Origin of the sequence: Streptomyces cyaneus, from assembly GCF_004028635.1 — a bacterium.
Classification (GTDB): Bacteria; Actinomycetota; Actinomycetes; order Streptomycetales; family Streptomycetaceae; genus Streptomyces; species Streptomyces cyaneus.
The window spans coordinates 36,515-52,250 of the sequence record NZ_RQJW01000005.1 but is presented as its reverse complement, the minus strand read 5'-3'; the positions used below and the strand labels follow the sequence as shown (position 1 = coordinate 52,250).

Annotated in this window: 14 protein-coding genes; 4 read left to right on the top strand and 10 right to left on the bottom strand. The window is 70.5% G+C overall.

Annotated features, from left to right (window positions below; all coding sequences use genetic code 11):
- Positions 1 to 55: 55 nt before the first annotated feature.
- The 6 genes from EHO50_RS18755 to EHO50_RS18730 form a co-directional block, all read right to left on the bottom strand.
- Positions 56 to 775 (bottom strand): cupredoxin domain-containing protein, encoded by a 720-nt coding sequence (locus EHO50_RS18755; RefSeq protein WP_128431334.1) that lies wholly within the window; start codon positions 773 to 775, stop codon positions 56 to 58.
- Positions 772 to 1,284 (bottom strand): hypothetical protein, encoded by a 513-nt coding sequence (locus EHO50_RS18750; protein ID WP_181449654.1) that lies wholly within the window; start codon positions 1,282 to 1,284, stop codon positions 772 to 774. Before EHO50_RS18750 ends, EHO50_RS18755 begins: the two co-directional genes overlap by 4 nt.
- A 117-nt stretch (positions 1,285 to 1,401) precedes the next feature.
- Entirely contained in the window at positions 1,402 to 2,460 is a 1,059-nt protein-coding gene (locus EHO50_RS18745) for a cupredoxin domain-containing protein (protein ID WP_246101234.1), read from the bottom strand.
- Positions 2,461 to 2,487: 27 nt separating this feature from the next.
- Positions 2,488 to 3,804 (bottom strand): copper resistance CopC/CopD family protein, encoded by a 1,317-nt coding sequence (locus tag EHO50_RS18740; RefSeq protein WP_128431332.1) that lies wholly within the window; start codon positions 3,802 to 3,804, stop codon positions 2,488 to 2,490.
- On the bottom strand, positions 3,801 to 4,415 hold the full coding sequence (locus EHO50_RS18735) for a hypothetical protein (protein WP_128431331.1): 615 nt from the start codon (positions 4,413 to 4,415) through the stop codon (positions 3,801 to 3,803). Before EHO50_RS18735 ends, EHO50_RS18740 begins: the two co-directional genes overlap by 4 nt.
- A 393-nt stretch (positions 4,416 to 4,808) precedes the next feature.
- Positions 4,809 to 6,152, bottom strand: coding sequence for a UDP-glucose dehydrogenase family protein (locus tag EHO50_RS18730; protein ID WP_128431330.1), 1,344 nt, complete (start codon positions 6,150 to 6,152; stop codon positions 4,809 to 4,811).
- 238 nt (positions 6,153 to 6,390) lie between these two features.
- On the opposite strand from EHO50_RS18730, the gene EHO50_RS18725 reads away from it, so the two are divergent.
- Positions 6,391 to 7,548, top strand: coding sequence for an acyl-CoA dehydrogenase family protein (locus EHO50_RS18725; protein ID WP_128431329.1), 1,158 nt, complete (start codon positions 6,391 to 6,393; stop codon positions 7,546 to 7,548).
- Between the two features lie 366 nt (positions 7,549 to 7,914).
- The gene (locus tag EHO50_RS18720; protein WP_128431328.1) at positions 7,915 to 8,277 is read left to right on the top strand and encodes a four-helix bundle copper-binding protein; all 363 of its coding nucleotides are present in this window, start codon (positions 7,915 to 7,917) and stop codon (positions 8,275 to 8,277) included.
- Positions 8,278 to 8,364: 87 nt separating this feature from the next.
- On the opposite strand, the gene EHO50_RS18715 is transcribed toward EHO50_RS18720, so the two are convergent.
- Positions 8,365 to 9,660, bottom strand: coding sequence for an LCP family protein (locus EHO50_RS18715; RefSeq protein ID WP_181449653.1), 1,296 nt, complete (start codon positions 9,658 to 9,660; stop codon positions 8,365 to 8,367).
- 119 nt (positions 9,661 to 9,779) lie between these two features.
- Between EHO50_RS18715 and EHO50_RS18710 the strand changes: the two genes are divergently transcribed.
- Positions 9,780 to 10,337: an acyl-CoA thioesterase gene (locus tag EHO50_RS18710; RefSeq protein WP_246101233.1), complete on the top strand. Its 558-nt coding sequence runs from the start codon at positions 9,780 to 9,782 to the stop codon at positions 10,335 to 10,337.
- Positions 10,338 to 10,413: 76 nt separating this feature from the next.
- On the opposite strand, the gene EHO50_RS18705 is transcribed toward EHO50_RS18710, so the two are convergent.
- Positions 10,414 to 11,868, bottom strand: a complete 1,455-nt coding sequence (locus EHO50_RS18705) for an LCP family protein (RefSeq protein ID WP_128431326.1) — start codon at positions 11,866 to 11,868, stop codon at positions 10,414 to 10,416.
- A gap of 143 nt (positions 11,869 to 12,011) precedes the next feature.
- On the opposite strand from EHO50_RS18705, the gene EHO50_RS18700 reads away from it, so the two are divergent.
- Positions 12,012 to 13,049 carry a glycosyltransferase family 2 protein gene (locus EHO50_RS18700; protein WP_128431325.1) on the top strand — a complete coding sequence of 346 codons (1,038 nt, stop codon included), beginning with the start codon at positions 12,012 to 12,014 and terminating at the stop codon, positions 13,047 to 13,049.
- A gap of 68 nt (positions 13,050 to 13,117) precedes the next feature.
- On the opposite strand, the gene EHO50_RS18695 is transcribed toward EHO50_RS18700, so the two are convergent.
- Together EHO50_RS18695 and EHO50_RS18690 are read right to left on the bottom strand one after the other, a co-directional pair.
- Positions 13,118 to 13,567: a hypothetical protein gene (locus EHO50_RS18695; RefSeq protein ID WP_128431324.1), complete on the bottom strand. Its 450-nt coding sequence runs from the start codon at positions 13,565 to 13,567 to the stop codon at positions 13,118 to 13,120.
- A 233-nt stretch (positions 13,568 to 13,800) separates the two neighbouring features.
- Positions 13,801 to 15,471 carry an LCP family protein gene (locus EHO50_RS18690; RefSeq protein ID WP_425472216.1) on the bottom strand — a complete coding sequence of 557 codons (1,671 nt, stop codon included), beginning with the start codon at positions 15,469 to 15,471 and terminating at the stop codon, positions 13,801 to 13,803.
- Positions 15,472 to 15,736 lie beyond the last annotated feature (265 nt).

The window sequence follows — 15,736 nt, the reverse complement described above, 5'->3', positions numbered from 1 at the left end:
ACGCCTACTGGAAGTGCCCCGCGCCCCTCAGGGCATTGCTGTCAGGGCGTTGCCGTCAGGGTTTCTCCTCGCGGGTCCGGGACGCCCGGGAGCCCACCAGGAGCAGGCACAGGACCGCGACGCCCGCGACTATCCCGGTCAGGACCAGGAGCGGGTCCAGCGGGCGGGTTGTCGACGCGGTGACCTGGGTCTGCGGCACAGAGGTCGGCGTGGGTGCGGGCGACGGTGACCCGGGTGGCGCGGACGCCGCAGCCGACGCGGACGGTGTGGACCGTACGGGCGAGGGGGCCGGTGAGTGTGTCGCCGCTGTCGGACTCGGTGCGGTCGCGTGGTGACCGGACGACTGGTGTCCCGTCGACGACCCGGTACCCGAGTGGTCGTGCGTCGGCGCGGGCGCCGAAGTCTTCGGTGCCGCCGCCTGGACCACGATCCGGGCCGTCATGTTCGGGTGGACGGTGCAGTAGTAGGCGTACGTCCCCGGGGTGTTGAAGGTGAAGCTCCAGCTTCCGCCCTTGTTCAGCATGGGGGAGTGGAAGGCGGCCGGAGCCGACGTGGTCTTCACGTCGTGCGGGGCGGTGTCCTGGTTGGTCCAGGTCACCGTGGAGCCGGCGGTGACGGTCAGGGTCGCGGGGCTGAAGGCATAGCCGCTCATGGCGACCCGGTACGTCGCCGCCGACGCCCGGCCGACCGGCAGCACGAGCAGCATCCCGACCAGGACGGCCAGGACAGCCAGGGCGAGGACGGTCCCCGGGACCGCTCGCCGTGCCGCCCTCATGCGAACTCCCCGGCGACCAGCAGCCGCAGCCGCGTAGTGGGCCGCAACCGGCCGAACCGGAAGCCGGTGGCGCGGCGCAGCAGCCGGTACGACAGTCGGGCGGTGCCCACGAAGAGCAGCAGGTCGTCGGACCGCTCGACGACCCGCAGCCGCAGCAGCGCGGGGAAGTCGGTGCCGTCGATGCCGAGGTCGCCGGTCAGCTGGACGATGCCGGTGCCCTCGTGGGCGTGGGCGTGGGCGTGCGCGTGGTCGAGGGTGAGCACGCCCTTGAGGTGGGCGCCGTCGAGCTCGAAGCGGAAGGTGGGGTGTTCGTCGGTCTCCGGGACGGTGAGCGCGGCCGCCGCGAGGGTGAGGCGGCGGCGCCGGAGCGGCAACGGGCCGCACAGAGCGGTGAGTTCGACCAGCGAGCGGCCGGGGGCCACGGCATACCGGCCGGGCAGGGGCAGCCAGGGGGGCGAGCCGGGAGCCCCGGGCGGGGTCGGGTCGACGGGCAGGGTGACGGTTGTCATCCCGGTCTCCTTGGAAAGCGGTTCCGGAAGGGCGGCGGTGACGGGGACAATGGGGGAGCGCCGGTCCGGCCGACTGAGCCTCGGCCGGACCGGCGTCCGTCTTGCGCGCGGGCGGTGTCAGCAGCTGTTGGTGAGGAAGTCCTCGGTGGGCGTGAGCAGGTGCTCGGCCCAGACCGTGTGCATCTGCACGTAGCTGTCGACGTTCAGCAGATCGGCCACCTGCTGCCCGGGCGACTCCTCCAGGTGCGCCTTGTTGATGTGGTTCAGCAGCACGCTGAGCGTGTCGTCGAGGATCGTGCCGCCGCCCTTGGTGGCGGGCGTCAGGATGCTCTCGATCCACACCGTGTGCGTCTTGATGTACGCGTCCAGCGCCAGCGCGTCCTGCACCTGCTGGCCCGGGGACCGCTCCAGGTGCGCCGCGTTGAGGTGCTGGAGGATCGGCAGCAGCACGTCCTGGACGCTGGCGCACTGCTCGTCGCCGCCACCGGAGCCGCCGCCGGACGTACCGCCCGACGAACCGCCCGACGTGCCGCCGGAGCCACCACCGGACGTACCGCCCGTGCCGCCACCCGACGTACCGCCCGTGCCGCCACCGGAGCCGGAGCCACCGGAGGAGCCGCCGCTCGACCCGCCCGAGGAACCACCGGACGAGCCTCCGGACGAACCGCCGGACGAACCGCCGCCGTCGGGGGCGACGACCTTCACGGACGCCACCATGTCCGGGTGCACCGCGCAGTAGTACTCGTACGTCCCGGCCGTGGTGAAGGTGTACGACCACGAGTCGCCCTGCTCCAGCGTGCCCGAGTCGAACTTCTTCGGGCCCTTGGTCGTGGTGACCGTGTGCGGCACGCTGTCGTGGTTGGTCCAGCGGACCGTGTCGCCGACCTCGACGACGAGCTGTTTCCCGTCGCCGAACTTGTTGTTCATGATGTCGACCTGGTGGTCCGGCGCCGCGTCGGCCGCCGGCTGGGCCTGGGCCGCGGCGGCAGCGGGCGCCTGAGCCGCGCCCGCGTCCGCCGTGGAGGCTGCCCCGGCCGAGGTGCTCGAGGCGGCCTGGAGCAGCCCCAGGCTGAGCACCGCGGCCAGCGCCGCGCCGACTCCGGCGACCAGCAGTCCCCGGTTGCCCGCGGGCGGCCGGTGACGCGGTGCCGCGTCGCTCTCATTACGTGGATTCAACGCAACTCCTTTGATTTGCATGGGAGTTCACTGGCCAGGGTTGGCCGTGACCAGCAGACCCGTCACGGCGAGCACGACGAGGACCAGCCCCGTCTCGGCCGCGACCGAGTAACCGAAGGGCCGCACGGTGGCGGCGTCGCCGCGCAGCAGCACGGCGAGATCGAGGCGGGTACGCACCCACTGACGGCTGGCGAGGGCGACCAGCAGGACGGCCGCGAGCACGGCGGTCTTCGCCAGCAGCAGATGCCCGTACGAGGTGTGCAGCAGGGCGTCGTACGACCCGACGACCTGCCACGCCAGTACCAGTCCGGCGGCCACGATGCCCGCCACGCTGACGGCCGCCAGCCGTGAGTAACCCGGTACCACCGCGGCCAGCTCATCGGGACGCCGCCGCGGCAGCACCGCCAGCGCGAGCATGACCAGACCGCCGATCCACAGCGAGACGCCGAGCACATGCACGAGGTCGGCGATCGCGCCCCAAGTGGGCTCACTTCCCTCGGCGTTGTGGCCCGCCATGCCGGTCGCCCGCAGCAGCCCGAGGCAGACCGCGAGCGCGCCGACCCGCCAGCCGGGGGAGCGGGAGGTGCGGGGCCCGCCCTGGAGCAGCGCGCTCAGCACCACGGCCGCGAGCACCCACAGCAGGACCCGGGCGGCGAGCACGACGCCGGGCTCGGTGGTCAGGACGTCCGCGTACGTCTCGGCGCGCAGGGCCTCCCGCAGGCCGCCCAGCGTCGCGTATGCGCCCTGGAGCCCGATCGCCGCGACCGACGCCAGCAGGCCGCACGTCCAGGCCAGTCCCAGCAGCGCCCGGGCCCGCGGCTCGTGCGCGCCGCGCGGCCACAGCAGCGTGACGAAGGCGAGGCCCCCGATGAACAGCGCCAGGGAGAGATAGCCGGCCCAGCGGGCGGCGACGAGGCCGTTGCGCACCAGGGGGGACGGTGCGGTCACGGCCTCGTCGCCGCGGTCCTGTGCGGCCGGTGCCGCGATGCCGAAGTCGAGCCGGCCCGAGGAGGCGTGCCCGTCCTCCTCGTCGACGACCGACCAGACGACGGCGAAGGAGCCGTCCGCCGGGCGCCCGAGGGCGGCCCGTACGACCTCGCCCTTGTGCCCCGGCACGAGGGACACCGGGAGCCGGTCGCCGTCCACGGTCATGACACGGACCCCGGCCGGCTCGACAGGCTCGTCGAAGGTGAGCGTGAGGTGGTCGGGGGCCTGCTTCAACTCGGCGCCGTTCGCGGGGCTGGAGGTGACCAGCTCGGTGTGGGCGGAGGCCTGCGGGGAACCGAGGAGGACGTAGAGGAGCGGGGTGAGGACGAGGAGGAGGAGCGTGCGGCGGGGGGTCACGGCGTCGCCTCCGGGGAGGGGCTGACGCCGCCGAGGAGGGACGGGAGCGGGGCGAGGCCGACGCAGGGGGAGGGCTGCGGGGCCGGGGACGCCTCGGCGGTGGGGTTGAGGAGACCGAAGACGGGCTCGGTGAGGCCGGTCAGGAGCGGCCCGGCGAGCCGGACCTCGCCGTCCTCGCAGGTGGCGTCGTCGCCGGGCGGGGTGGTGCCCGGCGCGGACGGGCCGGAGGAGGGCGGGGACGTGGGGGCGGAGGGCGTGGGGGAGCCGCCGTGGCCTGTGTGGCCCGTCCCGCCGGAGGTGCCTGTGTGGCCGGTGTGATCCGTGCCGCCGGGGTAGTAGACGCCGGTGACCGGCAGTGCCCCGGCCCCTGCCGCGCCCCCCGCGGCTCCGCCCGGGATGTCGCCCGGGGTCTCCGACGGGGTGGCGGCCTCGCCCGGGGGTGACGGCGAGGTGACCGCGGGCGGCGGGGCCGCGGTCGCGTCGGAGGAGGCGGCGGGGGCGCCGATGCCCGACGCGTATCCGAGTACGACCACCACGGCGCCGACGAGCGCTCCCGCGACCAGTTCGTCGCGGTGGTCGTGCGGCCACAGGGACCGGCGGAACAGGGGCATGGTCACTCCTGGCATGGGCTGTTCAAAACCAGCGAACGCCGACCAGTGGAGTGGCACGCGAATTCCGCGCGGCTACGCGTCAGTTAAACAGCTGTTGCGGCGCCTCTCTTTCGAGGGGACCCCCGCTGTGAGACCGGGTGAGACCATCGCTATTCCGCGCAATGCGGCTGTGAAGAATTCGCGTGCGAGTATTTCTTTTCCCTCACGCTACTCGAATAGAATGCGAAGCCGCGTGAGGATTTCAAGGAGAATGGCATATGCGTTGTGCGGGCTAGCCGTGGGCCGACCGCGGGCGCCCGCGGGCCCGTCCCCCCGAGGGGAGGGCCGGGCGAGCGCGATTTCTCTGCCTGAACGGCCCGCCTTAACAGCCCGCCTGAAACGACGGGCCTTTTCTCAGGCCGTCGGCCGTCCCATCGCCCGATAAGTCCAGCCGGCCTTCCGCCACAACTCCGGGTCCAGGGCATTGCGCCCGTCCAGAATGACCCGAGCCGCCGCGACATCGCTCAGCGCCGCCGGGTCCAGCTCGCGGAATTCCCGCCATTCCGTCAGATGCAGTACGACGTCGGCGCCCCGTACCGCCTCGATCGCGCTGTCGGCGTAGCCGAGGGTCGGGAAGAGGCGGCGGGCGTTGTCCATGCCCTTGGGGTCGTACACCGTGACCTGGCCGCCCTGGAGGTGGATCTGCCCGGCGACGTTCAGCGCGGGCGAGTCCCGGACGTCGTCCGAGTCGGGCTTGAAGGTGGCGCCGAGCACGGCGACCCGCTTGCCGAGGAAGGGCCCGCCGCCCAGCGCCTGCCGGGCGAGCTCCACCATCTGGCCGCGCTGGCGCATGTTGATCGAGTCGATCTCGCGCAGGAAGGTCAGCGCCTGGTCGGCGCCCAGCTCGCCGGCCCGGGCCATGAAGGCGCGGATGTCCTTGGGCAGGCAGCCGCCGCCGAAGCCGATCCCGGCCCGCAGGAACTTCTTCCCGATCCGGTCGTCGTACCCGATGGCCTCCGCGAGCTTGGCGACATCGCCGCCGGCGGCCTCGCACACCTCCGCCATCGCGTTGATGAAGGAGATCTTCGTGGCGAGGAAGGAGTTGGCGGAGGTCTTCACCAGCTCGGCGGTGGGGAAGTCGGTGACGACGAAGGGGGAGCCGGCGGCGATCGGGGTGGCGTACACCTCGCGCAGCAGCTTCTCGGCCCGCTCGCTGCGCACACCGACCACGATCCGGTCCGGGTGCAGGGTGTCGTCCACGGCGAAGCCCTCGCGCAGGAACTCCGGGTTCCAGGCGAGCTCGGCGTCCTCGCCGACCGGCGCGTGCGCGGCGAGGTAGGCGGCGAGGCGGTCGGCGGAGCCGACGGGGACGGTGGACTTGCCGACGACGAGGGCGGGGCCGGTGAGGTGCGGGGCGAGCGACTCGAAGGCGCGGTCGACGTACGACATGTCACAGGCGTACTCGCCGTGCCGCTGAGGCGTGTTCACGCACACGAAGTGCACATCGCCGAACGCCCCGACCTCGGCCCAGTCCATGGTGAACCGCAGCCGCCCGGTGGACCCCTCGATCCCGGCGACATGCTTGCGCAGCAGCTCCTCCAGTCCCGGCTCGTACATCGGGACCTCGCCGCGCCGCAGCATCTCGATCTTCTCCGGCACGACATCGAGCCCCAGCACCTCGAAGCCGAGCTCGGCCATGGCCGCCGCGTGCGTCGCGCCGAGATAACCGGTGCCGATCACGGTGATCTTGAGGGCCATGGGGTACTCCAGAGGTCTACGGGGTTCGGCAGAGGTCAACGAAGGTCCGGCGGTGATGCGGGCCCGAGCATAGTCGGGCCGTTCGACGGGCAACTTTCCAGCTGTCGCCAAGCTCACGTATCACTCCCGTGAGCCGCCCCCTAAAATTTGAGTTACTTAACGGTAATTAGCGCCGGTGGCGCACTTAGACCACACAGCATCCTCTAGACCACACAGCGTCCTTGGAGCGTGAGAGACCTTGGCCGGATCGGCTGACTTCGACCTGTACCGCCCGTCCGAGGAGCACGACATGCTCCGCGACGCGATCCGCTCGCTGGCCGAGGCGAAGATCGCGCCGCACGCGGCCGCGGTGGACGAGGAGGCCCGCTTCCCGCAGGAGGCGCTGGACGCGCTGGTCGCGGCCGACCTGCACGCGGTGCACGTACCCGAGGAGTACGGCGGCGCGGGCGCGGACGCCCTCGCCACGGTGATCGTGATCGAGGAGGTGGCCCGCGTCTGCGCGTCCTCCTCCCTCATCCCCGCGGTGAACAAGCTGGGCTCGCTCCCGGTGATCCTCTCCGGCTCCGAGGACCTCAAGAAGCGGTACATGACCCCGCTCGCCAAGGGCGACGGCATGTTCTCGTACTGCCTCTCCGAGCCGGACGCGGGTTCCGACGCCGCCGGCATGAAGACGAAGGCGGTCCGCGACGGCGACCACTACGTCCTGAACGGCGTGAAGCGCTGGATCACCAACGCCGGTGTCTCCGAGTACTACACGGTGATGGCGGTCACCGACCCCACCAAGCGCTCGAAGGGCATATCGGCCTTCGTCGTGGAGAAGTCGGACGAGGGTGTCTCCTTCGGCGCGCCCGAGAAGAAGCTCGGCATCAAGGGCTCCCCGACCCGCGAGGTCTACCTGGACAACGTTCGCATCCCGGCGGACCGCATGATCGGCGAGGAGGGCACCGGCTTCGCCACGGCGATGAAGACGCTGGACCACACCCGCATCACGATCGCCGCGCAGGCCCTCGGCATCGCCCAGGGTGCGCTGGACTACGCCAAGGGCTACGTCCAGGAGCGCAAGCAGTTCGGCAAGCCGATCGCCGACTTCCAGGGCATCCAGTTCATGCTCGCCGACATGGCCATGAAGATCTCGGCCGCCCGCGCCCTGACCTACCAGGCCGCCGCCGCCTCCCAGCGCGTCGACGCCGACCTCACCTACCTGGGTGCCGCCGCCAAGTGCTTCGCGTCCGACGTGGCGATGGAGGTCACCACGGACGCCGTCCAGCTGCTCGGTGGCTACGGCTACACCCGTGACTACCCGGTGGAGCGCATGATGCGCGACGCCAAGATCACACAGATCTACGAGGGCACGAACCAGGTCCAGCGCATCGTGATGGCGCGCAACCTGCCGTAGGACCGCCGTAGCACTGCCGCGGTCTGTCGTAGCTCCTCTCCGATCGCCCTTCGCTCTCCCCGGGCGGAGGGCGATCCGCGTTCGGCGCCCAAGTGCCGTGCGTCCACGCCGAGTCGGGCCTGCCTCGGTGCGTCTTCGCCCACGTAGCGGCGGACGCACGACCCGGAGGCGCTCCCGGTCGTCCGCCGCCTCTTGGACCGGCGTCGTCTCCTGCCCGCCCCGGCCCCGGACGCCGCCGACGGGGAGCCGTAACCCCAATGGGGGCGGATCGGGGGCGTCCGTCCGATGGCGCGGTGCGGCGGGCGGGCGTAGGACGGAAGGGCACGGGGCCCGCCCCGGGCTCCCGCACGCACCCCAGGAGGAGCCATGACCCAGCAACGAACCATGACCACCATGAGCAAGGAGATGCAGGCCTGCGTCGACGCGTGCATGTCCTGCCACGTGGTCTGCGAGGAGACGATGAGCTCCTGCATGCAGATGGGCGGCCAGCCGCAGATGCAGATCATGCGGGCGCTCATGGACTGCGCCGAGACGACCCGTATGTGCGCGGACATGATGATGCGCCGCTCGCCCATGACGGCCGAGATGTGCGCGATGTGCGCCAAGGCCTGTGACATGTGTGCCGAGGCGTGTATGTCCATGCCGGACGACCCGCAGATGATGCGCTGCGCCGAGGCGTGTCGCCGCTGCGCCGAATCCTGCCGCGCGATGTCGGGCGTCACCATGTGACGACCGTCCGGCAGCACTCCCCGAAAACACTCGAGGGCACCCGCAGGGGTGCCCTCGACTGCTGTGCCCTCGACTGCTGTGCGCCGCTCAGTTGCCGGAGACGGTCACCGTCTCGTCGTTCTTCAGCTGCTCCACCAGCGTCTTCACCTTCGCCTTGTTCCAGACGAGGTTGCCGTTCGCGGAGCCGGAGATCGGCATGTTCATCGACTTGCCGTCGCCGCCGGTGACGCCCTTCATGGACCAGAACATGTCCGCCAGGTCGAACAGGCTCATGTCCTTGTCGACGATCAGGGTGTCCAGCCCCGCCCCCATGGTCGGGTACAGCTTGAACGGGTTGAGGATCGTGCTCGGCGTCGCCACCTGGTTGGCCAGGGCCGAGAGGAACTTCTGCTGGTTCTTCGTACGGTCCAGGTCGGAGCCGGGCAGCGCGTACCGGGTGCGGACGAAGGCGAGCGCCTCCTCGCCGTTCAGGGTCTGCTTGCCCTTCTTGAAGTCCGCGCCGGACTTGGAGTCCTTGATGTCCCGCGGGATGTCGATCTCGACACCGCCGACCGAGTCCACGATGTTCGCGAAGCCCGCGAAGCCGATCTCGACGTAGTGGTCGATGTGCAGACCGGTGTTGAACTCGACGGTGCGGACCAGCAGCTCCGGGCCGTCCTCGGCGTACGCGGCGTTCAGCTTCACGTGCCGGCCCGTGCCCTGGTACGTCTTGCCGGACTCGGAGCCCACGAAGGTCGGTATCTCGACGTCCGAGTCACGCGGCAGTGAGATCAGCGTCGGCCCGTTGTCGCCGGTGTGCAGGATCATCATCGAGTCCGTGCGCTTGCCCTCGGCGGACCCGGTGTGCAGCGCCTTCTTCTCCTCGGCCGACATGCCCTCACGGCTGTCGGAGCCGACGATCAGATAGTTGGTGCCCTCGCCCGCCTCCGGCCGGTCGATGACCTTGGACAGGTCGACCTCGCGGTTGAGCTTGGAGTCGGCCCAGAAGTAGGTGGCGACGGACGTCACGACCAGGAGGGTCACGACGGTGATCGAGGTCACCTTGATACGGCGCCGCCAGTTCGGCGCGGGCCGCGGCTCGCGCGTCCCGCGGCCTCCGGGGCCGCCCGTGCCGCCCCCGCCGTAGACCTGGCCGGTGTTGTAGCCGCTGTCGTACCCGTCGTCGACGGGGTCGTCGCCGTAGCCGCCGTAGCCGCCGTGGCCCTGGCCGTTCACGTACGACGGCTGCTGCGGCACCCCGCCGTACCCCTGGCCGGGCGGCGCCGTCGGACCGCGGCGGACCTGCCGCATCACGCGTGCACCCTCGGGCTGTGCGCTCGAGCTGCCGCGTCCGTAGCGGTTACCGCGATTGTCGTCGGACCATCCACCGGGCCAGTCATTCATGCGCCCCAGTGTGCAGGGCACGGCCAGGTGACTTACAAGGTTCGGGGGAAAATAGAGGCACGGCTGTTGCGAACCCAACACAAAGTCCGCGAATGTCGGGGCGGCATAAGGTGGAGGCCATGACACACCAGGTCACCGCAGCGGAATCCGGCACTCCGGAAATCCCGGGCAAGCCGACATCCGCATCCCGCACCACCCTCAGCCACATCATGACCCACAACGACACCAACCTGCTGGGTACGGTGCACGGCGGCGTGATCATGAAACTCGTCGACGACGCGGCGGGCGCGGTGGCCGGCCGGCACAGCGGCGGCCCCGCCGTCACCGCCTCCATGGACGAGATGGTCTTCCTCGAACCCGTCCGCGTCGGCGACCTCGTCCATGTGAAGGCCCAGGTCAACTGGACCGGCCGGACCTCGATGGAGGTCGGCGTAAGGGTCTTGGCCGAGCGCTGGAACGAGTCCGACCCGGCCACCCAGGTCGGCTCGGCCTACCTCGTCTTCGCGGCCGTCGACGCCGACGGCAAGCCGCGCCGCGTCCCCCCGGTCATACCGGAGACCGAGCGCGACAACCGCCGCTACCAGGAGGCCCAGATCAGGCGGACGCACCGACTGTCCCGCCGCCGCGCGATCAAGGAACTGCGCGAGAAGCGGGCGGCGGAGGGGTACGAGGACTGAGGGGTACGAGGAGTGAGGGGCCGGGGACCAAGGGGTGCCGGAAGCCCGGATCACCCGGAGCCCGGGTCACCCGAAGCTACGCGCACCCCGCCTCGTCGCCCCGCACGACCACGGACTCGCCCTGGGTCGGGTCCTCGGCGCGTACCTTGCGTACCTGTCTGAAGTCGGTGCCGACGATCACCTTCAGGGTCGAGCCCATGCCCTTGACCGCGCGCAGCTCGCTGCCCGGCAGTGCGGCCGCCAGGGACTTCGCCGAGCGGTCCCAGCGTGGGTCGTGGGCGACGACCGTCCGCTTCACCGGGCGGTCCGCCGCGCTCACCGGCCGCCCCGTCGTACGGAAACCGGTCGCCGCCAGCGCCGCATCGACGTGCTCGCCGAGGTCGGCCGCCTGGGTGCCGTTCTCCACCTGGACGTGGATCTCCTGCGGGGCGACCTCCACCGGTACCGCCCTTCTCCTCGGCCGGTGCGCGGACAGGGGCTCGTCCTCGCGCAGGGCCCTGAACAGGCGCTCGGACTTCGCGGCGTCCCACTTCACCGTGGAGCCGACGCCCTTCACGGTGTACTCCAGCTGGCGGACGGGCACGGTCGTGAACTCCGACGACGACGGCGAGAAGTTCCGCATCGCCCGCCCGAGGTCGAGCAACTCGCCCGTCCCGAAGCCCTTGTCGGCCCGCACCGAACCCAGCACCGCCCGCGTCACATCCCGGAACCGCATCGGGTTCAGCAGGATCCCGGACGACGTCGCCCGCTCGATCAGCGCCGCCATGAAGCGCTGCTGGCGCTGCACCCGGCCCAGGTCGGAGGCGCTGTCGACATGCCGCGCACGCACGTACTGCAACGCCTCCCCGCCCATCAGCCGGTGCGTACCGGCCGGCAGGTCGAGCCCGGTGTAGGAGTCCTTCATCGGCTCGGCGGTGCAGATCTGCACCCCGCCGACCACGTCCACCGTCCTCATGAAGCTGGTGAAGTCGACCTCGAGGTAGTGGTCGATCTTGACGTGGGTCATGTGCTCGACCGTGGCGACGGTGAGGTTCGGGCCGCCCTCCGCGTACGCCGCGTTGATCTTGATGGGGTGTGCCTTGCGCCCCTCACCGGCGGGCACCTCGGCGTACGAGTCGCGCGGCAGGCTCACCACACTCGCCCGCTCCCGGTCCTCCGAGATGTGCACGATCATGATCGTGTCGGTGCAGTGGCAGGGCGCCCCGCCCAGCCGGTACTTGCGCCGCTGCGCCTCGCTGATGCGGTCGCGGCCGTCCGTGCCGACCAGCAGGACGTTCATCCCGTGCCCGGCCTGCGGCCGGTTCTTCATGTCCTTGAAGGGGTCCACCCGCGCGATCTTCGCGTCCAGGCTGGTCACCACCGCGTGCCCGATCCCGGCGGAGGCGAGGACCACCACGGACAGCGTGGTCACCGCCCGCATGGCCCAGCGCGGCCTTCTCCGCCGCACGGGCGCGACCGGCCGCGCCCCGCCGCGGGACGGCTGCGGGCGGCGCTGCGGAGGGGCGGGGGAGCGGCGGGGCGGCGTGGGCATGGGGGGCTACCTTCCGCTGGGGCTTGCCCTGGGGGCCGTACGTGGGATCCGTGAGCACCGTAGGCCCATACGATCTGCTGACCGGGGCAGCGACCCCGGCGGGGCGCACCGGTGTCCCCCGTTCGCGGTAACGTGAGGCCCCTATGAACGCCAATCCCGACGTGCAGCTCCCCGCCGTGTCCGTCATCATGCCCGTCCTGAACGAGGAGCGGCATCTGCGCGGAGCAGTCCAAGCGATCCTCGCGCAGGAGTACGCCGGCGAGATGGAGGTCGTGATCGCCCTCGGTCCGTCCACGGACCGCACGGACGAGATCGCGGCTCAGCTCGTTGCCGAGGACTCCCGCGTCCATACGGTTCCGAATCCGACCGGGCGTACGCCCGCCGCGCTCAACGCCGCGATCAAGGCCTCGCGCCACCCGATCGTCGTGCGCGTCGACGGGCACGGGATCCTCTCGCCGAACTACATCGCCACCGCCGTACGGCTCCTGGAGGAGACCGGCGCACAGAACGTCGGCGGCATCATGCACGCCGAGGGCGAGAACGACTGGGAGCACGCCGTCGCCGCCGCCATGACCTCGAAGATCGGGGTCGGCAACGCCGCCTTCCACACCGGTGGCGAGGCGCAGGCGGCCGAGACCGTCTACCTCGGCGTCTTCCGGCGCGAGGCGCTGGAGCAACAGGGCGGCTACAACGAGGAGTTCATCCGCGCCCAGGACTGGGAGCTCAACTTCCGGATCAGGGAGGCGGGCGGGCTCATCTGGTTCTCGCCCGAGCTGAAGGTGTCGTACCGGCCGCGGCCGAGCGTGCGCGCCCTCGCCAAGCAGTACAAGGACTACGGCCGCTGGCGCCACGTCGTCGCCCGCTACCACTCCGGCTCCATCAACCTGCGCTACCTCGCACCGCCGACGGCGGTGTGCGCGATCGCCGCGGGCCTCGTGCTGGGCGCCCTGGTCACCCCGTGGGCCCTGGTGATCCCCGGCGGCTACCTCGCGGCCATCACCGCCGGCTCGGTCCCGGCGGGCAAGGGGCTGCCCCTGAAGGCACGCCTCCAGATCCCCGTCGCCCTGGCCGCCATGCACATGTCCTGGGGCTACGGCTTCCTGACCAGCCCGCGGTCCCTGGCGAAGAAGGTCATCGCCTCGCGCCGCCCGGCGGTGCGCAGGGTCGACGCGGCTTCATGAGGGAACGGCCGTAGTACGAGTGATGGTTGTCGCGGCTGTGCCGCGACAACCACCACTGCCCGCAGACCTCAGCCGCAGTGGAAGTAGCCCGACGGGGGCACGTGGTCCTGCAGGAAGTTGGCGCCACCGTTGGGCTTCCACATGTCCAGCTCGAAGTTGATGCAGGTGTTCCTGCCGTTCACCTTGACGGGGCCAGCCTCGTAGCTGAAGTAGCCGTTGTCGTTGTCGTGTCCGCCGGCCTTCGACCACAGGTCCAGGTTCATGCGGGAGCTGACGCCGTAGTAGGAGCCCGCCTTGACGGACCTCGCACAGTTGTAGGTGCCGTCCCAGTACAGGTAGGTCGTGGCGACGTGCGGGTGCGAGCTCACCGAGTAGTCGTAGTGCTTGATCTGGTCGATCAACGTTCCGCTGCAGGAACCGGCGGCGCTCGCCGCGGGGGCGACGGCGATGGGCATCGCGACGCCCAGGCCGAGGACCATCGCCGCGGTGGTGATCCAGCGGGTGGTTCTGAACTTCACACGCTTGAACATCAGTTGAGACCTCTCACTTTCGAGACGCGATTGAGCCGCCCACCTCGATGTGGGATCTCGTGAAGCCCCCGTGAACGGCGTGACGATAGTGGCATGTTCCGGTCACAAGATGATCATTTAGTTTCACCGATGACTGGAAACCAATGTCAATTGGCCGAGAAAAGCGGAACCGCCCTCAAGTTGAGGGCGGTTCCGCAGGTCGGCGCGGTGTCGGCTGTCGACTACCAGCGGTAGGGCGCGTACACGTCCATGCACTGCCCCTCGTCCGAACCGTTGATGGCGTCGGAGTTACTGGGCAGGCTGCCCGCCGACGGCTTGGACTCCTTCGGGTACGCGGTGCCCGTGCGCCAGTCGGAGCCCACGACGACCGTGACACCGGAGACGTCGGTGGACTTGCGCACCGAACTCTGCGGGATTCCCAGCGACTTGGCGACCTGCTGGGCATCGCCCTTGAGGTCCTCGCTCGGGTAGCGCACGACCGTACGCTCCTCGGAGACCGCCGGTGACGTGTCCTGCATCGCCTGCGTGAACCCCTTGCCCACCAGCTGCTGGGCGATCGCCCCCGCGCGCCCGGCGACCGGGGCGAGGGTGTCGGTCCTGGTGCCGTTCACCACCGTGACGCCGATCCGGCCCGGCGGGGACGAAGGGGAGGTGGTGGGCGTCTTCTCCTCGTCGCCGTTCTTGTCGGCCGTGCCGCCCTTGCCGCCCTTGCCGTTCTTGTCGAAGGGCACGTCGTCGCGGAGCATCTGCCACATCTTCTCGGCGCCCTCCGCCGGGATGAGGTGGTTGGCGTTCTGCGGATCCTGGACGTTCGGCATCGTCGTCATGGTGATCCGGTCCGTCGGCACCGACTTGAGCTGCATGCCCAGGTCGTACAGCTTCTTCACGGTGCCGATCTCCTCGGAGACCTTCAGCGACGTCGTGGCCGACTCGGCCAGGCTCATCAGCCGCCCGCCGTCGGTGAAGACGTTCTGCTTCTTCAGCGTGCGGATCATCGAGTTCATGTACATGTGCTGGGCCCGCGCCCGCAGCGGGTCACTGCCCCACGCGTGCCGGGTGCGCAGCCACTGCAACGCCTGCTTGCCCTTGATGTCCTTCCGGCCGGCCTTCATCTTCAGGCCGGAGCCGCCGGGCACGCCGGGCAGCGGGCGGTCCCACACGTTCTGGTTCACACAGACCTCGACGCCGCCGATGGCGTCCGCCATGCTCACCACGCCCGCGAAGTCGATCGTCATCCAGTGGTCGATGTAGACCCCGGTGAGGTTCTGCCAGGTGGCCAGGGTGCAGCCGGCTCCGCCACGGGCCAGCGACGTGTTGATGATGTCGTTGGTCGCCCGGAAGGTGTCGCCCGTCTCCGGGTCGGTGCACTTGGGGATGTCGACCCGGGTGTCGCGCGGAATACTCACTACCGCGGCGCTCTCGCGGTCCGCGGACAGGTGGATGAGCATCTGCACGTCGCCCAGCGGCGGGTTGCCCCGGTTGTCCCTGCTGCCGCCCAGTGCCACGTTCGCATCGGAGTTACGGCTGTCGGAGCCGATCAGCAGGATGTTCAGCGGTGTCTGCCCGGCGGCGTTGGGCTCCGCCTTCTCGGCCTTGGAGTCGCCGCTGCTGCGTTCGCCCTTCTCGATATTGCCGTTCAGGTGGCGGTAGTACAGGTACCCGGCACCGGCGGTCCCCAGTATCACGACCGCCAGAAGCGTCGCCGACCAGCGCAGCGCACGCCGTCTGCGGCGCCTGCCGTCGGCTCCCTGGCCGCCCCGGCGTCCCCCTCTGCGCCGCCCGCCGCCGTGCCGGCCGCCCTGGTCGGCCGACGTGTCCTGGTCGGCCTGCCGGGTGAGCGACATGGTGTCGTCCACAGCGGGGGCCTCCCCTCGCACACTGCTCTGCGCCAACTCTCTGCCCTTCCCCACCCTTAGCCCGACATGGCTTCGCTCCTCCGCGCCGGACCTCCCTGTCCGGTGCGGAGCGCACCATGTCAGACCTCCCTGTCCGACACCGGTTCGCACCATGTCAGACCACTGTGTGTCCGAACCGGGTTGGCCACGTGTCGGCAAAATCCAGGCCCGGCACGGCCGTGCGGCATGTCGGACGAAGGGCGCCTGACACAACCACGGCCGCCGCCTGACACAACCACGTCCTGTGTCAGACCAACGAGCG